The sequence below is a fragment of the Brevibacillus dissolubilis genome (assembly GCF_006170445.1).
Classification (GTDB): domain Bacteria; phylum Bacillota; class Bacilli; order Brevibacillales; family Brevibacillaceae; genus Brevibacillus_B; species Brevibacillus_B dissolubilis.
In genome coordinates this window covers 143,520-167,030 of the sequence record NZ_VCNA01000007.1, presented here as the reverse complement: position 1 = coordinate 167,030, position 23,511 = coordinate 143,520, and the positions used below count along the sequence as shown (strand labels likewise).

The following is a 23,511-nucleotide window of genomic DNA, read 5'->3' as shown; positions in this document are numbered from 1 at the left end:
TAGATTGAAAACCATACTAGTCACAGGCGGAGCAGGCTATATCGGCAGCCACACCGTAAAGGTTTTGCTCGAAAAAGGATATAACGTCGTCGTATTGGATAACTTGGTTACCGGCCACCACGGTGCTGTCCTGACCGATTCCTTTTACCAAGGCGATATCAGCGATGCGGAACTGATCACCACCATCGTTGAAAAACATCAGATCGATGCAGCCATCCACTTCGCCGCACGCAGCCTCGTCGGTGAATCGATGACCCGCCCAGATCTCTACTTCCATGAGAATACAGCCAAAACCGGCATGTTCCTCTCCGCACTCATCCAAAACGGCGTCAAAAAAATCGTCTTCTCTTCGACTGCAGCCGTCTATGGCCTGCCGGAAACCGTACCAATCTCCGAGCAGACACCGAAAGCTCCCATCAATCCCTATGGCCTGTCCAAGTGGATGATCGAGCAATCCTTTGAATGGCTGGAAAAAGCATATGGCTTGCAATGGATCGCCTTGCGCTATTTCAATGCTGCAGGTGCTTCCCTGGATCATTCGATCGGGGAGGATCATCAGCCTGAGACCCATCTCATCCCACTGGTACTACAGACCGCACTGGGGCAGCGTGAAGCCATCCACGTGTTCGGCAACGACTACAACACACCAGACGGTACCTGTATCCGCGACTACATCCACGTCCTCGACTTGGCTGAAGCCCACGTACTCGCCCTGCAAGCTCTCAACGACGGTCATCCAAGCCGGGCTTTCAATGTCGGCACCGGGCAGGGCTATTCTGTCCGCGAAGTGATCGAGACCGCCAGACGCATCACCGGACATCCGATTCCTGTTGTGGACGCCCCACGCCGCGAAGGAGACCCTGACAGCCTGGTAGCCCAAGTAGACGACATTCAACAACAGCTCAACTGGCAACCGCGCTACAGTGACCTCGACACGATCATCCAAACCGCCTGGAACTGGCATAAGAACAATCCTAACGGCTACTCCAGCTAAACAAACAAGTCCCATCAGATTGACTCCCCCGATCGGATTCATCGGTCAGTATTTGTAACCAATCAAAAAAAGGACTCCCTTCTTCATGAAGAGAGTCCTTTTTGCTATGATGATTTAATTTCGAAATATGGTTTGATAGCCAGCCAGCTTCTCTTGGAAAACCGCCTCTGCACGATTCGCATTAATCAGCTCCACGGCTTCCTGCATACGACCCGTCTTTTCAAGAAGAACCGCTGATAATGCCTTCGCATCCAGGGCGAACTGAGGGTCGTTTACAAGGCTCAAGACCTTTTGTGCTTCAGCATACTGCCCCTCTAGCATAAAGCTCTTTCCTAAGGCCATATAGCCCGTCTGAGGCAGATCCAGCTGACGACGGTCCGGTATTTCCTGCCCCGCAAACGGACCCATCTTCTCTTGGAACTGCTTGTATAAAGCCATCGTCTGATCTGCATATGCCTTCGCCTGATTCAGGTCACCAGCCTTTTTATACTCGATGCCCACCTCGGAAAACACTTGCATCAGCGCACCATAATACGTGTTATTGAAAGGCTCTAATTGAATCGCTTTTTGATACAACTCAATGGCTTTCGGCCATTCTTGAAGCTTGATATAACTCGATGCCACCAGATAGTGCAGAACCGAATTCGTAGGCTCCAAGGCAACGGAATCCTGCAATTGCTTGATCGCTACAGGCTTTACGTTTTCATCCTTTTTCCGCTGATAGATCATCGCCAATACTTCGGCATACTTAACCTGATTCGCCGTCGAATACGGATTATAGGCCACAGCCTGCTCCAGCTTATCCGCTGCTTCGGTCAAAGCTACTTTCCCCTGAAGCGAGCTCACGGCCTCCTCTGCCAGATAGAATCGTGTCTCATACACGCCCAGCACGATCACCAAAGCAAGTGTGGCGTAGAAGGCCACCTGTTTTCCGACTGGCACCTGTCTTACGAGCGGCACCTTCTGACCGCCCTTCGCCTCCTCGTTCGCTCCCGCCTTGACCGAGGCCACCGGCAACGCCATCGCGATCAACCAGAAGGTAATCAATCCAACAGTCCCAAACGAATAGTCAAAGTCAATCGCCGCATGCATCAAAAGCATCGCAAGCGCCGTAACCGAAGCGATAGCGAGCAGCTTCTGATTCTCATCTGTCTCATTTCGAATCCCCATGAGAATACGTGCCAGATAAAACAGGATCACTCCCGCAAAGACAGCCAATCCCACGATACCGCCACTAATCAGCAAGTCCAGATAGACACTGTGCGTTTCATTACTCAAATACGGCAGTTGTTGATATCTCGTATACACGATCTCCCAACCTTGTCCCCCGTATCCTAACAACGGCGAATCTCCCACCATCTTCAGAGCATCATCATACATATTCGTACGGCCAATCACACTGTTGGTATCCGCGTCGATATCAGCAAGACGGCTCTGCATCGCCTCCGGCAGGTTCTGATACACCAAGCCCTGATATTTCAGGTCAAGACCCAGCGCAACAGCCATCACCACAAGCAGTCCAGGCAAGATCCATCTGGTATAGGACTTGCCACTCAGTCGGTTCAATCCAGACACTTTAGTACTGACCAGCTTAACCAAATAAGGAGTCAGCGTGACCAACAAGACCAACCCAATTATCCCAATCACAGAGTACACCGGAGACGGATGTGTTGCCCCTTGTGCGGTCATCGATTCATTCTGCTGATAGACCAAGAAGCCAATCCCTACACTAAGCACGGTATACCATGTATAGCGCACCTGCTTCTTCCCCTTCAGCAGTGCCAAACCAATCAACCAAGCCACCGGGAACAGCAGCATCGTACCGCGTGAATACGAATGGAACAGACCAGCACTATAAGCCACCAACGGCAATGCATAGAACACATTCATCCACAGTCTGTTTTTCCCGTCATCCTTACTCAACATCACTAGACCAAAGATCCAGAACGCACAGGTCACCGCGGCAAATGTATTCGCATACTGAAACACACCTGTCAGTCGGCCATTCAGCACAATATCCTTATACTCCACCCAGCCCCACAGACCAAACAGAGCGAAGAAGCCTAAGATTAATCCAAATGCGTGAAAGACATTTCCCAATACCCGTCCCGCATCAGCCTTCTGAGCCTTCTGATCCTCACCACTTCGAATCCACATGAGGATAAGGAACAGGCAGACATACGTACCCCAGCGGAACACATAGTTAAGGCCACCTTCCAATGTCTCGGCCTGGAACAAAGACAGCAAAAAACTCAAAGGAATCAAAGCCGCAACCGTATAAGGAATCAGTCTGCCTATCTCTTTGAACCTCCAAGCCAGAATCCCGACAACCAGCAACAAACCACTGATCATGACCTCATACAAGTACATTCTCTTATCAAAAAACAAGGCTTGCTCAAAAGAAGAACCGATAACGATCAATGTAATCAGACATAAGACAATCCATCTGGAATAACCTTTCATGTTTTACCTCCGAACCGAGACCCACCATTTATTTCACGAAACCACTCTCGCTTACTTCGCTAAACCGTTTTGTTGCAAGAAGGCTTTGATCTCTTCTTTTGCCTTTAAACCATCTGGTGCGAGACTCAAGTAATTATTCAAATGTTCAACTGCCTCTTTCTTCTTCTTCAACTGTAGATAGCTCAATCCAATAATTCGTTCCGCATCAAAATAATTAGGATTAGTAGCAATTGGAGTTAGGGTTGTGATCGTTTCCTCATATTTAGTCTTCAAGTAAAGGATCTGTCCCTTTTTCATGACCAATTCCAAAAAGTCACTTTGCACAGCAAGTCCCTTATCTGCTAATTCAAAAGCCTTATCTAAATCCTCTTTGTACATATAAATCCCTACCGCATTATTGTAGGCCTCAATGATCTCAGGCGACTTCTCAATAGCAGCCAGATAATGTTTCTGAGCATTTTCAAGGTCATTTTCACGACGATAGCCATTTCCTAAAAAGTAATCATACCGGCCATTCTCAGGGTCTTTTTTCATAGAGCTTTCCAAGATTGGCTTTGCTTCAGTGAATTTACCTTGATCCAATAACGCAACTGCTTGTATAAACTGTTCCTCAACAGTATCGCTAGCTGAATTGCCGTTTATATTAGCAGTCCCTGTCTCGGCATTACTACAACCGATTATAGAAAATGAACAAATAGTCAATACTACTAATAATCTGATGTATAGTTTTTTCATCTCTTTTTCCTCCACTCCGTTATAAATAGTCAACCCAAATACTATTATTCTAGCACAATCGATGTAGAATATGTCCTGTTAGTTTGATAAAGAATAGATAAAAGATGGAAAAAAGCAATAAAAAAAGAGAGCCTGTTAAACAGACTCCCTTTTTAATAAAGATTTAGTTTCTTGTTACGTTTTGGGAAGTGAAGCTAAGTTTGTTACCCTTAGCATCAGTTGCGTCAATAGTTGTTGCTGGTTTGATTTGAATGTTTTTAGCGTACTCTTCAGCAGTCAATGCACGACCAAGTTTGAGTACGTATACTTTATCAGTAGCACCAGCGATTTCTGTTACTGTGCCGTAAGTAGCACCAGCTACAGTTGCCCAATCTTGACCATCAACGAATACCCCAAAGTCAGCAGCGGAGTCAGTGATAGAAGTGCCATTCATAGACTCGCTGAAAGTGATTGTGATTTCGTCAGCGGATGTAACTACTGCAGAAGCAATAGTTGGAGCTACGTTTTCTACGAAGTTGAACTTCTTAGTAGTAGCAGGGATCACAACGCCGGTAGCGGTTTTTACATCTTTAACAGTTACAAGACGCTCACCGGAGAGGTTGAATGTACCAGGCTTCAAGGTAAGTTTCACGATAGAAGCAGGTACACCGTCTGTAGTTACAGAGTTCTTAACGAAGATCGCGCTTTGAACAGCACTTGTACCTTCTACTGTGTAGTTAGCAACATTGAGTGCAGAAGCCGCATCAAGTACTTTGTCGAAAGATACATAGATAACGTTGTTGTCAGCTTCAGTAGCGGAAGTGTTGAGGTTGTCGTAACCAATAGCAGTTACGGAACCTTCGCTAAGATCAGTATCAGCGGTACGAGTAAATGTTACGCCGTCTTTCTGAGCGAAGTTGTTCAGGCTGAGGTCATTTACAGTACCAGTAAGGGATACAGTGTAAGCGCCAGGTGCGAAACCGTTCAGGCTAATCGCGATAGCGTTTTTAGCGGTACCATAAGCAACTGGTACGAGGTTAGCAAATTCTACATCAGTTTCAACGTAGTTAGAAACAAGCTTACCTTTAACAGTTACTGTTTCAGAGGAGAGGTTAGTAACATCAACGTTTTCGTTGAACACTACTACCAAGTGCTCTTTGCCATCAATTTTTTCTACACGGGTAGAATCTACGGTTGGAGCTACTTTATCTTTAGCAAAGGTAACGAGTTGAGAGTAAGCCCCACCTTTATTACCATTGAAGTCTTCGTAGTTAGCAGCAACTAATACTTTTTGAAGACCTTCAATACCACTCTCGAGTGTTACGAGGTACTCAGGGTTGTTAGTACCGTCAATGTCTACTGTACCATTGAAACCTTCTACAGAGATCGCAGGAGTTGTAGAGAGTTTTTCGGTAAATGTTACTTTGAAGCTCTTATCGTTTACAGGAGTAACACTTACGATTGCTGGGGGAACTGTTTCAGTTTGAACCTTTTTAACGGTAACTGTTACAGGGTTTGGAGAAATAAAGTTGTCTTTATAGTCCACAGCTCCGATAAAGCTAAGGGTGTAATCTGTGTTTGCATCCGCATTAGTGAGGTTTACGGTAAGAGTTTTACGATCAGCGGAAAGAGTCAGGGCAGTCTGGGAAGACACCTTAGATTCGTCACTGCTAGACACAGTTCCGAGGGATTTGATTGGTTCAGAGAAAGTTACAGTAGCTTCTTTCCAGTTTTTGTACTCAACTTTAGCTACAGTTGGACGTACAGTGTCCGCAACTTTTACTACTGTGGAGTAAGAAGCCATAACTTTTCCATCGAGGTCTTTAAAGTTGGAGAAAGTAAGTGCATACTCACCATCGAAGAATACTGTATCTTGATTTGGTGTGATTACAACTGTTTGAGCATCAACGAACTTGAAGCCTACAGCTGGTGTGCTGCTTGCGTCAGCAATGTAAGAGAACGCGAGGCTACCAGAAGTTTCATCAACAGGTTTGTTGAATTTCACTTGAATTTCTTTCGCATTCAGAGCGGAAACACCTGTTACTTGAAGAGTAGCAGCTGGGTTTACTTTCACTACGAAAGTCTCAGATACATCACCAGATTTAACAGTGATAGTAGCTGTACCTTCAGCTTTAGCTTCTACTTTACCGTTAGCATCTACAGTTGCTACAGCAGCGTTAGAAGTTTCGAAAGTGAATTCAGCATCTACTTCGTTACCGTCTGCATCGTATGCTACAGCGGAAAGAACGAGGGAAGAATCGTTAGCATCGCCTACAGTCAGTTCGTTGTCGCCGGAAGCAGTAACTTCGATAGTGTCAACGCCTGGAAGTTCAACGTCAACTACTGGATCGTAGATGTCGCCTTCGTTACCCTCTTCGTCGATAGAAGTGAAACCGTCGAGTGCACCAAGTGCATCGAAGTCTTCAGTTGTACCGAAGTGGAGTGCATCGTATGCGTCTTCAGCTGTGAGCAGGTCATAGATGTTAGCTACATAACCGTTTTCGTCAACGAAGAGTGCAGCGGATGGATCAGCGATCATTTCATCGAGTGCTACGTCAAAGTTAGCGTCAGACAGGTAAGCGTCGAGAGAGTAAAATTTCGCAACTTCTCCACCGATATAGATACCAGCTTGTGGGTGTGCGAAAGCTGCAGATGTCATGCTGCTAACCAATGCGGTTGATAATACAGAAAGCAGAAGCTTCTTGTTTTTCACGTACTACCCCTCCAAAAAAATTTTATAAGAGCCTTGTTAATCTGTGCTGTCGTATAAGGTAATGCTTGACCATCAGTATGATATTTAGTGAACCAGAGGGGCAAAACCCCTCTGATCCATTTAAAGTAGTTAGCTGATGATTATATCTTCACCAAAGAGTGATTATTGTTGGAAGTTACCGTTGAAGGTATACTCTTTACCACCTTGGGTGAGAACGAGTTTGTAAGAAGAAATAACTTCTGTCTTTTTAACGAGTACATCAACAGTGAAGGTACCGTCTTCTTCAATTGTTACGTCTGCTGTTTTAGTACCAACAGTGATTTTCGCAGTACCATCAGTGTAGTTGTCGAATTGACCAGCTACAGTGTATTGGTTAGCGATCAGTACGTCTTTCTTAGTTGCGGAAGATTGAGCGTACTTAGGTGCATCACCAGTTGTTGGAGGAGGAGTTACTACTACATCGTCTTGAGCAAGGAAATCGCTCATGTCGTAGCTGTAGTCTTCTACTTCATCCTCATCAGTGATCCACATTACGTAGTCGATAGCGGAACCGTCGTCATCGGAGTCAACGAGTACTACGTAGTCGCCTTCTTCAACGCCGTCGATTTTCTCAGTGTAATCGAAGTATACAGTAGCGGAAGAGGTTACAGCTGTGCGAGTAACTTTCTTGCCGTCTTTGTCAAGACCTTCGAGTTTGAGGGTGCGGCCATCAACATCAGTGATCAGACCAGTTGTTACGAAATCGAGTTCTGCATCTTCTGCATCTTCGAGAACAGTAGTCAATTCTGGCTCTTCACCTTGAGTGTCAACGATTACTACTACGTCTTCTGGATCTACTTCGTTAGAACCATTGAGGGAGTATTGAACGAAGTTAGCACGTTTCAGGTCAGCATCGTCAGCATCGTCGAGGTCGCCGTCAACTTTGAACTCAACTTCTTTCACTTCGTTGTCAACTTTAGCAACGAAAGTTACATAAGTGTCGCCATCGGACTTAGTTTTTACGCTCTTAACGAGGCCGTATGCTTTGTCTGCGGAGATGGAATCGCCAGCAGTTACGAATGCATAATCTACTTCGTTATCATCTTCGTCTACGATGTAGTAAACGGAGATGTCATCGTCATCAGCGATGGATTTGAATTTAGCAGTAGAAGCGTCTTCGAGTTCACGACGGTTGCCTTCTTTGATTTCACCAGTCATATCGAATACGATGGTGTCGTCAGTTACAGTGTAGGATTGGCCGTTGTGAGTGAGTACGAGATCGTCTTCGTCAGCTGCTTTATCCCAATCGTCGTTGGAGAGGAAGCCAACAGTCAGTTCTTCGTCTTCACGAACGCCTTCGCCAGCACCTTTAGCGGTGTTGAAGATGCGAACTTTGTCTACTTCACCTTTAGAATCGAGGGAAACTTCTACTACTGCAGGAGTGTCCTTCTTAGGAGTGAGCAGAGAGAGTGCTTCAGCAGAAGTTACTTCGTCGAACTCACCTTTCTTAGTGGTGGTGTTGTAAACGTATTTCTCAATGTCTTCTTTTTCGAGCTTGATAGTTTGTTTAGCACCTTTTTCAGTGTAAACGTTGAAGGAGTATTTGTCTTCCAATTGATCGTAAACAGCTGCTTTTGTTACGATTGCTTTGAAAGTACGATCGTTAACATCGGATTTAGTTTCGATGTGACGAACGCGGCCAGTTGGGTCGAGGTAGAGTTTAACTTCTACGCCGTCGAGGTCACGGATATCTTCTTGTGTGATATCTTCTACAGTGTCGTTGCCATCTTCAGAGAAGGAAGCTTTACGGAAACGGTAGGTTTTATCACCAATTTTGATGCGGTTGTCGTTAGTGTTGTGAGCATATACTTCATCGATTTTGCCTTCTACAACAGTGCGGTTAGCAAAGATGAGGTATTTGTCGCGGTTACCATCAGCGTAGTATACAGAGTATACGTCCATTGGTTTCAGGTCAGCCAATTTCGCTGGTTTACCGTCGAGGAATACGAGGTAGTCTTTACCTTCTTCTTTGTCTTTCACATCGAAGTTAGTACCTTGGAGAGTAGTGATTTTCTTCTCGTCAACTTTTTCGATTACTTCAGAACCGAATTTGTTGTAATCACGGCTGCTTTGGTCAGCAGTGCGATCGTCAACTACGGAGAGGTACGCGATTTCGCCGCTGTCGTTCAGAACAGCTTTGATAGAGAATGCATCAGATACTGCGATTACTTCGCGGAGTGCATCTTCAGCATTTTTGAAACGCTCAAAGTTGAAAGTTACTTTCGCATCGTCTGCGAAATCGTACTTTTTACCTTCGCCAACTTCGAGTTCGAGTTTGCTGAGTTCGAGTTTGTTGATGTCTTTAATGTCTGCTTCTTCATCAACAACTTTACCGTTGTAGTAGAAGTCAGAGATGGTGTCTTTAATTACGGACTCATCTTCAGAGCCTTCCATCCATACTACTACGTTTTCACGGCCTTCTTTAACCCAAACTTGAACGTGTTGACCAGCGAAGTCGTTAGGGTTGATACCGTCAGCAACTTTGTATTTAGCACCTTTGATGGAGTTAGAAGGAGCAGAGAACTCAACTTCGTTACCTTTGAGGGTACCAAGACCAGTTACAGGTACGTTAGATACGAATGGCAGATCGCCTGGTTCGTTATCGTCAGTGCGTGCCCATTCCATGTCGTATACTTCAACGTCGAGGTATTCGGACAGGAGAGTTACGTTTTCAACTGCACGGTAGTCGTTGTTAGAACCGAAAGAAGTTTGTTTCATGATGTCGACAGTCAGAGAGTTGTCGAGCATTTTGAAGATGTCACCACGAGTAGCAGCTTTGTTAGCATCGATATTTACGTTTTTGGAAATACCGAGTTCAGAAGCTTTCGCGATGTAGTTATTTGGCCAAGTACCTTTTACGGATGGCTCATAACCGAGTGCACGAACGAGCATTGCTACAGCTTCAGCGTAAGTTACGTTGTTGCCAGCTTTGAAAGTTTTATCTTCATAACCCTTGATGATTTCTTGGCCGTTAGCTACGTTTACGTAACCTGCGAACCAGTCAGAAGAGTTAACGTCTTTGAAGTATTTGTTGAATTGAGCCAGTTTCGCACCGGACTCAAGACCGCGAGCGCGAACAACGAGAGTTGCGAACTCAGCGCGAGTGATTTGACGGTCAACGCCGTATTCACCGTTGCCATAACCTTGAACAAGACCAAGTGCTTCAAGGCGCTTTACAACTTTCTCGAGATTTGCATCCATTTTTGGAGCTGCAGTTTCTTCAGCGCCAACAACCATAGGAGCTACAGACAATGCTAATGCACTTGCGAGTACGCTATTAACAACCTTTTTCATAACCTTAGGTTCTCCTCCTCTAGTGTAAAAAGAATTATCTTTTGATGGGAATTTACATTTATCTTTCTTTTTAAAGCCCGAATCCTGCAAGCGCGTTTCACCTCCCTTCGCAGGATACGCATCTAAACAAGCTGATTTTTTATTAATCTTGCCTTGTTTTAAAATGCAACAGTTACTAGTGTAACATAGTTGCTAGAGTTCGTGAATCCTTTTTAAGGAATTTCTCCGTAATCACTGTGACACTCTATTAAACGCTTCGTCTGACCAAAAGTTGCGGTGCCTGGCGAAAAATTTTAAAGTTTTTTTCTGAGGCTTGATTTTACTTGGCTGTGTGACTCACTCGCCCGCCTCACACTTGTTATTATAGTGGAGGTTGTCGGCGAAGTCATCGCTAACCTTTTTCCATCGTGTCCAATCTGAGGCAAGCTCAAAACGGACAAGTCTAGCATCTTGTTTTTCGTTTCGTTCGTGTGTTTCTTGTGTTTCAGAGGCTCTCATGTCCGCCTCACAATTTGTATTATAGAGAGTCCTAGGGATAAAGTCACTGCTATATGATTGGTAACAGTGCCAGTGCTCCCCTTTCTCTGAAAAATGCCTATTTGCCTGTAGCGTTCTCGTAATTGATCAGGGCGAGGTTGTAGTTGTGAATGGCGGTCTGGAGGCTGTTCTCTGACTTGGAGAGCTCCTCTTCTGCACCGATTACTTCAATAGAAGTAGCGAGACCATTCTCAAAGCGCAGTTTGGTCAGACGGAAGCTTTCTGCTGCCGCCTCTTTGCCTTTTTTCAATGCTTCGATCTGGCTTTTCACAGAATTGAGGTTGTGATAGGCTTGCAGCACTTCTACGGTAATGTCGTTCTTGGTCTGCTCGATTGCGATTTGGGCCTTTTCAAGGTCGTTTTGTTTCAATTGACCCGGATAGGTGGAGAGAGCGGAGTATTTCTTGATCAGCTCAATGTCCAGTTGCGCGATCTTCAATTCTTCTGCCTTGGACAGAATCTCAACGCGGTTCTTCAGGGCTTCTGCAATCGCGTCTTCTACTTTAAGAGCCACATTTTCTGTATGTGTCTTGTTCATCAGTGTCCATTTCTTCGTCAGTTCTGCACCGATAAACTTGTTGAGTTCCAGGAGTTTAATCTCCGCTGTGCTTTCTGCTGCTGCTAAGGATGCCTGTGCACCTGCTACACCCGCTTGTGCCGTGAGCACATCTGTTTTCGCGCGGGTTCCCACTTTGAAGGCTGCTTCTGCAATCTTCAGGTTGGTTTCTGCGCGCTTGAGGCTTTGCTTTTTCAGTTCCAGGTCTGCTCGTGCGTTGATATAGTCATAAAACGCTTTTTCAGCACCCAGCTTGATTTGGCTCTCCGCAGATTTCAGTGAAAGGTCATTTACCTTCTTGACGAGGTCTACCTTCGCACTTTGTACGTATTTTTGCTGGGCAGCACTTAAAGAAGTGATGAACTCAGATGGAAGCTCGCGCACCTGATCGTGGACCAGACGTACGTTGATGCTTGAGGTATCCACATCAATCCGCAAGTTTTTCAGTGTCACGTTGTTTTTGAGTGCGACTTCGATTGCTTTGTCGATTGTCAGCTCTTCAGCGGCAGCTGTTGCTCCTGCTTGCGTAGCGGAAGTGGTGCTCGTTGTCGCTGGTGTCGTTGTTTCCGCTGCCCAAGCAGAAGCTCCTGGGGTCACCATCAAGGCGGCCAGAGTTACAGCTACCCATGATTTCTTCGAATAAGGAAAATTCATTATGATACAACTCCTTTTCGTACAAGTTCTAATATTTATATCGGAACATCTCTTCCACAATATAACACAAAGATGTCAGACGAATGTCAATTGTTACGAATTTCACAAAAATATCCCGTCCACGAATGCGCACCCTATATACATATCTCCTCCCTCCACTAAATATGACTGTGCAGAGCATGAAAAGGTTTCTCTACTAATACGGATCAAGTGCGGAAAAGATTTCAAATTCGTTGCATCTAGGCAAAAAAGTGGCTATCCTTCTATATGAGGTGAGAAACTGATGTTGGATCAATATAAGACGGTTGCCGGCTACGGGGAGGATGAGATCGTCATTGAGCGATCCCGCTTTATCGGCTATGCGCAGCGGGCTACCACGGAAGAAGAAGCCGTTCAATTCATTCAGATGATCAAGAAAAAGCACTGGGATGCTACCCATAACTGTTCTGCTTTTGTCATTGGCGAAAATGATCAGATTCAGCGCTCCAGTGATGATGGTGAACCCAGTGGTACAGCCGGGAAACCGATTTTGGAATGCATCAAGAAAAACGGGCTGAAGGATACGGTTGTGGTCGTCACCCGTTATTTTGGCGGAATTAAGCTTGGTGCCGGGGGATTGGTGCGTGCTTATACAGCCGGTACCGTAACCGGACTTAAAGCTGCAGGGATCGTAGCCCATATCCTGCATCAGGCGGTCACCATCACCATCGATTATCATTGGTGGGGCAAGGTAGAAAACGAATTGCGCCTGGGGAATCACCGAGTTTCTTCTATAGAATATACGGATAAGGTATCGGTTACCGTACAGGTCCCCAATGGTGATGAAGATGCATTCTCTGCCCAGATGACGGATCTGACCAATGGACAGGCTGAGATCGTCCTTGGGGAGAAAGAATACATCGAGGTTCCGATTGAAGCAGTGGAAGCGGATGAAGAAGAATAAGAAAAAGCCTCTGGAGCAGTTTTATGTGCTCTGGAGGCTTTTTGCGTTGCCTTTATTTCGTTGCTTTTTTTCTGATCCACTCATCTACAGCAGCCTGCAGATGGTCATCATCAATCTTAACACCTGGGCGTTGAATATCTTCACCAATCAGGATTTGGATCGCGTCTGCGAGATCGTCTTTGACATCTTCCTCGTAGTCACGGATGTCTTCAAGATCGTCTTCGTCAGAGGATTCGATCCAGTCATTGAAGGCACGTAAGGATTTTTGCTTATTCTCAAGTGCATCTTCAATGTAATCGATGACATCTTCCATGTCGCGTTCATCTCGGGAGGACAGGTTATCCCCCAAAGATTCAGCCAGTACTTCCATGCGCTCTTCTAACAGTTCAAGCGGAATACTGCGGTAGGCCACACCTTGTTCTATAAGGGCCGTGTTCGGTGTGGTGTTCACAGAAAGCTTCAGCTGAATGGCTGCTTCCATCTGTTCAGAAGTGTTATACAGGGCTTTGGCCAAAGAAGCGATGTTGAGGATGTCCTGACGCATCATACCAGAGTGGTACCCTCGCGTATCGTACGCGATGTTTCCCATGATCTCAGAAGCGATTTGGCTTTTGGACTTGGTCTGGTAGGAAGAACCCAGTTTGTTATACAAATTATTCACTTCTGCACTGTTTCCACCCAGGAAAACGTGTGCCTGGTAGCTCTGATTATCAACAACATAAGCCAGTTTATCAATTTTGCGAAGTGATTCAGCCGGAATATAGAGGTTGCCCTCAATGATGACACCCTTATCCGGTACTTGTGCACGGTCCATGGTGAGTGCGACTTTATCGTATGTACCAAATTGACCATATGGACTTACTGATGCGGCCCATGCTGTACCGATACCGCTCAGCAAGAGGAATGCTAACGACGTCAGAATGGTTCGTTTTTTCATCCTGTTCCCTCCCCTTCAATCATTTTATCATATTTCCTTATTGGAAAAAGCCTTCTTTTGGAAGTTCCCCAAAAGAAGGCTTTTCTAAGGTGTGTGCTACTTAATGGCGTGGATCTTCTGGATTGTTTTTTGAGCTTCCATTACGCGTGCCAAGAGGATGGCAGCGTCACCGCGAAGGATGTTGGCTTGCGGTTCAAAGACATAACCGGTCTTTGGATCAGTTGGGTCGATTGGAGAACCCACGATCAGTTTTTGCTTCGCGATCGCCAATACAGACGGCTTCGCGTAGTTATCGATCAGGTTGTAGTCTCTGAAGAGCTTTTGCAAGTCTTTATCGATCTTCGATTGTACGGTGTCTGTTTTGAGCTTAAGAGCGCGTGCCAAGATAACAGCTGCTTCTTGACGGGTGATACGGCCTTGCGGATTGAAGATACGTGGATCTGTACCACGTACGATACCGAGTCGTGCCGCTGTCTCAATGTGACGGTAGTCGTACAGAGAAGTCGAGGTGTAATCAGTTGGTACGTCGTCGAAGCTGGAGCCACGGATGTTATCAAGAAGCGGGAGTTGCAGAGCGCGTACGACCATGGCCGCGAATTCACCACGAGTGGTTTCTGTATCCGGGCTGAAGTCGATCGCACTGCGGGAGAGGATAACCCCTTTGGAGAACATCGCTTCAATGTGGTTACGTGCATATGGATGCTGAATTACATCGCGGAAGGAGTCATTCAGCTTCGCCACTACATAGTAACCGAACTTGTCGAATGGTACTTTAATGGTTTTCTTGGAGGTGTTAACGACACCACCGAGATTCTCCCAGTAGTACTTCTTCGGATCATAACGCATAACGGTCAATTGGTTCGCTGCGCTTGGTACGATGTTTGGATCATAGGCGAGCTCAAGGGTACCGCGTTTGTTTGGAACAAGGACACGATCGCTTGGTACGTTGTTGAAATTGTAGAGCTTCGGATTCATCGTGCTTGGATTAGGCATTGGCATGATCGGCAGCATCCCGAAAGTGTATGGGTCATACTGCGGAGATATACTGCTTGGGTCATCGGCCATACCTGCATCCATCCAGTACACTTGTGATGCCTTGATGAAGTGAGTGTCAAACGAGTTTTTGAACTGACGGCCAAGATCCGAGATCGTATCGTCAAAGTTCTTCGGTCTTGAATCCAGATAGTCGAAGCGGTCTACTACGCCGTCTTCACTGTTTGCGATTGCGTACAAAATGTTGTGTTCTTTAAATACCTGACCTTTGAGGTTTTGTGGAACGTTATAGTCACTGCGGATCAGGTAGGTGTCTTTCGGGAAGGTCAACACGAGTTTATTCTCGAATACTTTACCGCCGTTTTTCATCGCTGCCATGAACTGAGCACCTGGAATGGTGGATGGAGCGTAGAATACGTCGATAAAGTCGGTTACGGTGTTGGTGCCTTGTTTGATCGTGAATGTAATTCGGTTGGACTTACCAGGCTTCAGATCTGAGATCACCACACGGTAAGCATCAGTTGTGTCGATATCACCATCGAGATCATCGTCAAAGCTGACTTTCGATGCATTCAGCTTATTCACCACTACGCTGTCTGCATTTTTCGTCTCCAAAACGAACTCAATGTAGTTTTGGTTGATCGTGCTTTGCAGACCGGTTTTGATTGGACGAAGAACTTTGTAGGTAAGACCTGGAGCACTTACTTCAAGACGGAAAGTAGCTTTGGAACCACCATTCGTACCATTGTTGTATACGTGGAACAGGTAAACCGCTTTACTTCCGTCTGCTGGAACTGCCTGCTCTCCCAATACGAAGGAGAAGTATTTTTTCTCGATGTCATAAGTTACGGTCAAGCCAGTGACGTCAGTCTTAGCAGGGTCACCTGCCGTAACCGGATATGGAGTACCGGAATCCTTCATCAACGTATTGCGGGAGAGATCCCACGTTTTCGTGAAGCCATCTGGACCTTCAATCACAAACAGGTACTTGTTCTGGTTGGCGGTATAAAGACTGTGAATCGTATCTTTCACATCATCGTCATCATCCCCAAGGTCGATGAAGTCAAATGTACCGGCCACCTTCATCGTGGTTTCTTTAGTGGTATACACACCATTGGAACCCACGAATTTAGGGTCAGGCTTTACCTGTACGGTATTGAACGGATAGACGCCTTCTGTATTGGCAACTGGAATCTCTGGAAGTGCGTTGGAGTAAAGAGTGACAATCATCTTTTTCTCGTATACGATATTATCTTTCTCGAAACGGAAAACCACCGTATTCTGACCGTCATGGAACATGTCAGAAAGAACTCTGTTGGATTGGGAGCCATCAACGGTGAAGTTACGGAAATCAGTCGCGTACTGAGCAACGTTGTGCATCAGTTTTACTTCTGTGTTATTCACAGTGAGTGTAACTGGCTTTCTCTTTGTTACCGGATCTGCCGTTGTGTAATCAGAAGCCACGATGTTCACATTCTCGATTTTCCCTTTAAAAGAATCGAGGATGTCTTTGATCAGGTATTTTTCCCCGTTGTCACGAATCGCATAGCCTTCGGACGTGTTAGACAGGGTCGGGTCGTATTTGAAGATTAAGCCGTCAGTCAGTTTGTTAAACTTGAGAATCGGGCCCGCTGCTGCATTAATTCTAACTTTCAAATTTGCGTCTGGATACGTTGTTTTGTTGTAGAAGAAAGAAAGAGTCTGTGTGCCATCAAACGGCAGTTGGTTCATCGTAAACACGTATTCAATCGCTGAACCGTTAATGGTTGGGGTTACACTGGAGATCGTCACAACACCCACACTACCAAAATCATTAACAGATTCTACACGGACCGCAGGAGTACCATTTCCCCCATTCGGTACAGTCATGCGTACCGTAACTGGTTTTTCATTGAGGATTGTTCCGTCAATGAGTGTATTGAAGGTGGAAGAACCACTCAACTGGTATTCAACCTTAGATACGGTTGGTGCATTGAGATCAAGGAATTTGTAGCTGAGACTTTTCGCTGAGAGTGAGTCACGTACAACCGTACCGCTTCTTTGAGACAATACCGGGTTGTATGTTTCGAAGCGTACGTTCACCTTTTTGTTCAGGCCGAACTTGTTGTTGGCAGGAAGTGCAGGGTTACTGGAAAGCCCGTTAAAGTTAAATTTGTATACATGGTATTGAGTCGTGCTGTTAATCAGTGAATACGTAACATTACCTGCATTGACTGGAATGCTGTCGCGTGACCCCAGTTCATCTTCGAATGTTACTTTCAACACATCTACGACAGATGGGTTATTCGGGTCAAAGCTGGTGTTGAGCGGTTCAGCCGGGATAATCATGTAACCTTCGTACGAGCTGCGGGTTTGTCTGGCCCCATCAGCACCTGCTCCGAGTGAATCTCTAATCAGTGCAGGGTCCGTGCTCAGGTCATGTTCCTCGTCAACTGCAATCGCACCGTTACCATCAGCGTCATATTTCATTTTGACATTGTAGAATGTCCCTGTACCGTCGAAGTAGATAATATCACGCTTTACCTCGATGGTTTGGTTGTTGTTCTTGAGATAGAAGATAAGTGTGTTCTTACCCTTGTTAAGTTTGATGTTACCTACGATAAAGTAAGCTTCGGAGTCTTGGGTAACCATACCAGAGCTGGAGTCTTCTCCGTTGCGGATGATTACTTGTGTAACGTTTGGTGCATTACCTTCGATTGTGAATACTCCGTCACCTTGAGACGTTTCATTCGTAATGAAGGTTTCGGCAGAAGAGTTGATTGGCAGCTTCTTACCACCACCGGTGAATTGCAGATTGTAGAGAAGAGGAGTGCTGATGTACGTTATCTCGTATGTGTTGATTACGTCAGCATTACCTTGTTTTCCATAAAACGTGATCGTATTCTCACCGTCAAACAATTCAACGTTGGCTATCGTGATACGTGTTCCGTCTTCCGATACAGTAATACCACGGGAAGACTTCTGTGTAGTGACCCCCGCAGATTTGTTCGCTACCGTATAGGTAATTCCGGTCGGAGATACGTTGATCAGGTTACCTTGAAACGATACATACTTGTAGTTAACCTTCACATTTGAGTAGTAATCCGGAAAGATAAAATTGGACTGATTCTTGTTGTTATCTCCCCATGCCGCTTCTGCTGGTGACGGGTAATACGGAATTAGCGTCAGCACAAGCGCGAAGATCAAGAAAACACTCGTAATCCTCTTAAGCAAATTTTTCCCCTCCTAAGCTTAAATTCCCACATCATACCTACTTATTGGCAAATCCGTCTGTGCGGATTTACTTCTCTTCTCTTTTTCTTTATCGGCAAAAAAGTTGAAAACATTAAAGTTTAAATCAATTTTTTCAAAAAAAGAACCACCCGAAATGTGCGGTGGTTCCTCTCTATTAATGGCTTCTGCGAGTCGCGTTGTACTTGATTTTGAGTCGGCGGTAGGTGTTGATGATCGGGCGGTGTTTTCGGCCTACCAGTCCAACCGCTTCGGTCGCCATGTGAATCGCAAATAATAAGATACTCATAATAATGATCGAAATCCACAAGGCTGCTTTGGCTTGCGTCAACAGAATTGCGGATGCCCCGAAGAAGATGCTGATGCCGTAGATGGTCACTACGGTTGCGCGGTGGGACAGACCCATGTTGAGCAGACAGTGGTGCAGGTGGCCTTTATCCGCACTGGAAATCGGCTTGCGGTTAACGATGCGGCGTACGATGGCGAAGAAGGTATCCCACAGGGGTACACCAAGCACGACAATCGGAATGATAAAGGAAACGAATACGGCTTCCTTAAAACCCATGATCGATAAAGCAGCCAGATTAAATCCGAGGAAGAGAGCACCCGTGTCGCCCATGAAAATACGGGCTGGATGGAAGTTGAAGTACAAGAACCCGATGATTGCACCGAGCAGGACAAAGCAATACATCGCAACAACAGTATCCTTCATGATCAGAGCCATGACAGCCATCGTAGCGGTAGCGATTGCGGATACGCCAGCGGACAACCCATCCAGACCGTCGATCAGGTTAATCGCATTGGTTACACCCACGATCCAGAACATCGTGATAGGAATAGCCAGAAGCGCAAGCCAGCCGCTGGTGAAATCAAGCTCACCACCGAATGGCAGATTGACGACGCCAATCTGGACACCATAAGGAATGACTACGATGGCAGTACCGATCAACTGTCCGAGAAGTTTCCATTTGGGGGAGAGCTGATATTTGTCATCCAGCATCCCTGTGAGGAGAATAATCGTGCTGCCGATCAGGATACCGCGTGTTTCTTCGATTGGTTGCACGAATAAGAAGTAAGATACCAAAAAGCCGATATAGATGGCCAAGCCACCCATGCGTGGCATAATTCTTGTGTGTACTTTTCTCTGGTTGGGAGCGTCAACAGCGCCTACTTTTTCAGCTAGTTTCTTTACGAACGGTGTCGCGATCCACGCGATGACCAGTGCCGTCAGAAGTCCGAAGACATAACTAGACATTTTGTTTCCCCTCTCTAATACGATTGCGAATCTTTATTTTCGTCTATCTAACCATACTGAAACGATGAATCGGGGTATGGACAATTGTCGCTTCCAACGAGATGGCTGTTTAAGCAGGCGGTAGAGCCATTCTAGGTGAAGTTTCTGCCAAATCACCGGAGCTCGCTTTACTTTGCCTGAGATGACGTCAAAGCTTCCGCCTACCCCCATGGCGAGCGGAACCTGAAGCTGATCCCAGTACTTCGCAATCCACATATCCTGCTTAGGAGCACCTAATGCAACGAATAAGAGATGAGGTCTAGCTGCTGCAATTTCTTGTGCAATACCGATTTCGTCTGCCGGACCGAAATAACCGTCACGTCGACCGACTATCTGTGCCTTAGGATAACGCTTGGCAAGGTTTTCGGCGGCCAATTGGTTAATCTCAGGGCCAGCGCCGAACAGATAGACCCGCCAGCCGTGCTGGTTGGCTTGCTCCATCAGTCCTTCTAACAGTTCGATGCCAGTGACCCTCTCATAGATAGGAAGATTGGTCCATTTGGCTGCGTAGACGATTCCGATACCGTCGGGGACAATATAGGCTTGGTCAAAGATGCTTGCCAGATCTGGATTTTCATTCGCTGCCATGACGATCTCCGGGTTAGCGGTGACGACATGGGTACGCTCCTCTTGCTGTACACGTGAGGTAAGCTCTGTGATGGTGTCTTGGCGGCCTTTTGTCTGAAAAGGCACTCCAAGGATTCTTGCCACTTTCATAATAGATGATGGCCTCCACTTGATCTACAGATGTAGACGTGATTGTCTCGTGAAATGTTGCACCGTGACAATTCTACTGCAAACCAACCTGTTATTCAAGAATTATTCACTATTCTCCTACGGCAAACATCAATTCACCCTCGACTGCTATTTTGCCGTCTACGCGGGCGATGCCGGTCGCTTTTCCGATCTTGCCTTTCATGCGGGTCATCACGATTTCGAGTTCCAGCGTGTCGCCTGGCTTGATCTGTTCCTTGAAGCGGACACCGTCGATCCCGGCGAAGAAAGCAAGCTTGCCACGGTATTGTTCCATACTGAGGAGCACAACCGCGCCTACCTGTGCTAATGCCTCAATGATGAGTACTCCCGGCATGACCGGGTAGCCTGGGAAATGACCTTGGAAAAACGGTTCGTTGATCGTTACGTTCTTGATCCCGACCGCGCGTTTTCCCTCTTCAAACTCAACAATCTTGTCCACCAGTAAAAAAGGATAACGGTGAGGGATGATCTCCTGAATTTGTTTATTGTCAAAAATCGTGGTGCGTGCAGTCGTAGTCTGTTCCATTAGAATCATTCAGCTCCATTTCCAACATTTGAGTAGTTACTTGGTGAATTATATGTTACAAAGAAATATACACTATGTATACCCCCCACTCCCACAAAGGAGAATGGGGTTCATAATAAAGGAGCGCTTCCTGGATGAAGTGCTCTTTTTTATTTAGCCGATCCGGTTGAGCAAGCGGATTTTGGTCAAATAAATCGCACTTGTCACGAAGGAGAAGGAAATAACTACCCACAGTGTTTCCTCTCCGTACGGATGCCTAAACATGACCAGCGTAAAAACAAGGTAGAACAGTACAGTCGTGACTTTCCCAAACACATTGGCCGGAACGGTTTTCTTGCCCCGGAAGTGAAACAGTGCAGAGAACAGGATCATGCCAATATCGCGCAGGAAGAAGAAGAGCGCTGCCCACAAGCTGATCCGCTCCGACATATAAAAGGAGCTGATCGCAGCCAACATCATCAGTTTGTCAGCAAGTGGGTCGAGCATGGTCCCCAAGGTGGTAATCAACTTGTATTTCCGGGCAATGTAGCCGTCCAGCATATCCGTGATTCCCGCCAAGACCAAGATGCCAAAGGCAATTTCTATATGGAATGGAAACGGGGAAAAGAAAACCCACAGGTACAGAGGGATTAATGTAATACGAAAAAGCGTGAGTGCATTCGGAATATTCACCGAACATACCTCCGTGCGCCTGCGTGTAAGTGGTGGCGCCTTCTAATTTGTGTAAAAAAGACCGCTTTTCTCATTATACTCTTTTCCCGGTTGAATTGTACAGAAACAAGAAAAAGGCCTTTACCCAAGCGGTTGAAAGGCCTTTTATCCAATCCCGTCAGAACTTATGTACCGGCAAAAATCAAATCATACATATGCTTGTAGGTATTCAAGTCAAACACTTCTGATACAGGTGATTTCCCAATCACACTGTAACCGATGATCAGCCCGATCAATAATGAGAAAAACAGCAAAGCAGGCACAAGCACAATCTTGGCGACGACACGGGGCCAGCCGCCACGGTTGGGCTTGAATGCCTGTTCGCTTGATTCTTCTCCTAAGAGGCTGTTCCCTTTTGCTTGATCCATATCAGGGGGTCCTCCATTTGTCAGAGATATTAGCGGTTGCGGAGCATGTTCGTGATGCTCATCATCTGATCCCCGATCGAGAGGGCACGGGCATTGAGCTGGTAAGCACGCTGCGCGATGATGAGGTTGCTCATTTCTTTGTCCATGCTGACATTGGACATCTCGAGGGCGCCCTGACGGATGCTGGTGAGGGTCGGCTCTCCATCTTGGTTGACCAGTCTCAGTTCGTCGATCGGCACACGAACGAGGTATTCGTTGTCGCCCATCTGTGTAAACTGGCTTGGATCGGTCATTTTATAGACAGGGATTTTGTAAGTGGTCGCTTGACCGTTCACATTGACCGTACCGTCAGGCAGGATTTTCAGATCCCCAGGTGGCACTTCGATGGCGATCCCACGTTCGTCTACGAGCAAGTCGCCAGTAGCGGTGGTCAGGTTCATCAGTTCTTGGCCGGCTTGGGAGCTGCCTGATGGAGTCAGCTTGAAGTTACCATTGCGGATAAAACGGAGCTCTTCGCCCTGACCGCCGTTGGTGCTGCGGCTGACAAGAAAAGCTCCTGGGCCTTCGAGCATGAGGTCTGTCGGCACCTCTGTCACTTTCGCGGCGCCTTGGCTGTAGTCTGTTTTGCTTGCACTGATGCGGACACCGTTGCCATAGGTGAAGCCTTTTGGCGTGGTGCGCTCAGCCTTATCTTTGTCTGGCTGTTTGTTCAAGGTGTCGGTCAATAGATCAGAGAATGTAGCGTCTTTTCCCTTATACCCTACCGTGTCGATGTTGGCTAAGTTATTGCCTGTCGTGTCGAGGGCATACTGGACGCTTTTCAATGCTGATGTGGAGATATGCATGGATTGAAGCATGGTTTACCCTCCTTATAACTTGCCGATTTCGTTGACTGCTTTTTCCATTGTACCATCGATGGTGCTGATCACGCGTTGGTTGGCTTCATAGGAGCGAAGCACGGTCATCATGTCGGTCATCGTGCGGGTCGGGTCTACGTTGGAGCGCTCCATCCAGCCTTGACGGACTGCAAAGAAGCCTGCGTTGTTCGGGTCGTCCATGACATTCGCCAGCTCGCCTTGACCGCCGTAACGGTAGACGTTGCCACCGTCGTTGACCATTTCATACGGGTTGTTGGCTACTTTGATGCCAAGAGTCACTCTCGTCTGCTGATCAGGCAGAGTGATGACACCCTCTGATGAAACCGTGATGTCACGACTGGCGGATGTGGGTACATCCTGTACTTGGATGGGCTGGTTGTTTTGATCGAGGAGGTAATATCCATCCATGGTGACCAGATAGCCTTCGTCATTAAGATTCCACTTGCCGTTACGGGTGTAGCGAATCGCGTCCTGCGGGGCCGGGTTGGCTGGATCATCCAGACGGGCCACGCTGAAGAACAGCTTCGGCTGCACCGGTTTGTCGTTGACTCGTGCAGGGTCTTGCGGGTATGGCAGATTATCTGTCAGTGCGATATCAAACTGGTTGTCAGTCTTGACGATATCACCTTGTGCGAAGCTTGCAATCGACTCTGACAGATAAGCACCCGTGTGCAGACGGCCAATATTCACGGGTTGTCCGGGCATGGTCGGTACGCCTGGAATGCTAGGGACTTGGTTATCACGGATGCGGGCAATCAGCTGCTCTGGGAACGAACGGATCACGCCCTCGGTTTCTTTGTAACCTGGCGTGTTGACGTTGGCAAGATTGTTAGCCAATACTTCCTGACGGTTTTGCAGAGCGTACATACCAGATGCCGCTGTGTACAGTCCTCGAATCAAGGTTACCCCT

16 protein-coding genes are annotated in these 23,511 nt (G+C 46.6%); 2 read left to right on the top strand and 14 right to left on the bottom strand.

The window, feature by feature from the left end; all coding sequences use genetic code 11:
- The first annotated feature begins 4 nt into the window (after positions 1–4).
- On the top strand, positions 5–994 hold the full coding sequence (galE, locus tag FGI41_RS14815) for a UDP-glucose 4-epimerase GalE (protein ID WP_139491126.1): 990 nt from the start codon (positions 5–7) through the stop codon (positions 992–994).
- A gap of 114 nt (positions 995–1,108) precedes the next feature.
- Here the strand turns inward: galE and FGI41_RS14810 are convergent, their stop codons facing one another.
- From FGI41_RS14810 to FGI41_RS14790, 5 genes are all read right to left on the bottom strand, one after another.
- Positions 1,109–3,457, bottom strand: a complete 2,349-nt coding sequence (locus tag FGI41_RS14810; protein ID WP_139491125.1) for an O-antigen ligase family protein — start codon at positions 3,455–3,457, stop codon at positions 1,109–1,111.
- 51 nt (positions 3,458–3,508) lie between these two features.
- Positions 3,509–4,192, bottom strand: a complete 684-nt coding sequence (locus FGI41_RS14805) for a tetratricopeptide repeat protein (protein ID WP_139491124.1) — start codon at positions 4,190–4,192, stop codon at positions 3,509–3,511.
- Positions 4,193–4,355: 163 nt separating this feature from the next.
- Complete coding sequence (locus tag FGI41_RS14800) at positions 4,356–6,884, bottom strand: Ig-like domain-containing protein (protein WP_139491123.1); 2,529 nt, start codon at positions 6,882–6,884, stop codon at positions 4,356–4,358.
- A 162-nt stretch (positions 6,885–7,046) separates the two neighbouring features.
- Positions 7,047–10,217 carry an S-layer homology domain-containing protein gene (locus FGI41_RS14795; RefSeq protein WP_139491122.1) on the bottom strand — a complete coding sequence of 1,057 codons (3,171 nt, stop codon included), beginning with the start codon at positions 10,215–10,217 and terminating at the stop codon, positions 7,047–7,049.
- 595 nt (positions 10,218–10,812) lie between these two features.
- Positions 10,813–11,964, bottom strand: coding sequence for a TolC family protein (locus FGI41_RS14790; RefSeq protein ID WP_139491121.1), 1,152 nt, complete (start codon positions 11,962–11,964; stop codon positions 10,813–10,815).
- A gap of 283 nt (positions 11,965–12,247) precedes the next feature.
- Between FGI41_RS14790 and FGI41_RS14785 the strand changes: the two genes are divergently transcribed.
- Entirely contained in the window at positions 12,248–12,907 is a 660-nt protein-coding gene (locus FGI41_RS14785) for a YigZ family protein (protein WP_139491120.1), read from the top strand.
- A 52-nt stretch (positions 12,908–12,959) separates the two neighbouring features.
- Here FGI41_RS14785 and FGI41_RS14780 read toward each other — a convergent pair whose 3' ends face one another.
- The 9 genes from FGI41_RS14780 to FGI41_RS14740 form a co-directional block, all read right to left on the bottom strand.
- Positions 12,960–13,844 (bottom strand): hypothetical protein, encoded by an 885-nt coding sequence (locus FGI41_RS14780; RefSeq protein WP_139491119.1) that lies wholly within the window; start codon positions 13,842–13,844, stop codon positions 12,960–12,962.
- Between the two features lie 96 nt (positions 13,845–13,940).
- The gene (locus FGI41_RS14775) at positions 13,941–18,050 is read right to left on the bottom strand and encodes an S-layer homology domain-containing protein (RefSeq protein WP_139491118.1); all 4,110 of its coding nucleotides are present in this window, start codon (positions 18,048–18,050) and stop codon (positions 13,941–13,943) included.
- Positions 18,051–18,225: 175 nt separating this feature from the next.
- Positions 18,226–19,323 (bottom strand): glycosyltransferase family 4 protein, encoded by a 1,098-nt coding sequence (locus tag FGI41_RS14770; RefSeq protein WP_139491117.1) that lies wholly within the window; start codon positions 19,321–19,323, stop codon positions 18,226–18,228.
- Between the two features lie 33 nt (positions 19,324–19,356).
- The gene (locus FGI41_RS14765; protein WP_139491116.1) at positions 19,357–20,079 is read right to left on the bottom strand and encodes a WecB/TagA/CpsF family glycosyltransferase; all 723 of its coding nucleotides are present in this window, start codon (positions 20,077–20,079) and stop codon (positions 19,357–19,359) included.
- Between the two features lie 109 nt (positions 20,080–20,188).
- Entirely contained in the window at positions 20,189–20,644 is a 456-nt protein-coding gene (fabZ, locus tag FGI41_RS14760; protein ID WP_176560282.1) for a 3-hydroxyacyl-ACP dehydratase FabZ, read from the bottom strand.
- 153 nt (positions 20,645–20,797) lie between these two features.
- Positions 20,798–21,316, bottom strand: a complete 519-nt coding sequence (locus FGI41_RS14755; RefSeq protein WP_139491115.1) for a CDP-alcohol phosphatidyltransferase family protein — start codon at positions 21,314–21,316, stop codon at positions 20,798–20,800.
- A gap of 164 nt (positions 21,317–21,480) precedes the next feature.
- A complete protein-coding gene (locus FGI41_RS14750; protein ID WP_139491114.1) occupies positions 21,481–21,723 on the bottom strand; it encodes a DNA-directed RNA polymerase subunit beta in 243 nt (80 codons plus the stop codon).
- A gap of 29 nt (positions 21,724–21,752) precedes the next feature.
- A complete protein-coding gene (locus FGI41_RS14745; RefSeq protein WP_139491113.1) occupies positions 21,753–22,580 on the bottom strand; it encodes a flagellar hook-basal body protein in 828 nt (275 codons plus the stop codon).
- Between the two features lie 12 nt (positions 22,581–22,592).
- The gene (locus FGI41_RS14740) at positions 22,593–23,501 is read right to left on the bottom strand and encodes a flagellar hook-basal body protein (protein WP_139491112.1); all 909 of its coding nucleotides are present in this window, start codon (positions 23,499–23,501) and stop codon (positions 22,593–22,595) included.
- Between the last annotated feature and the right edge of the window lie 10 nt (positions 23,502–23,511).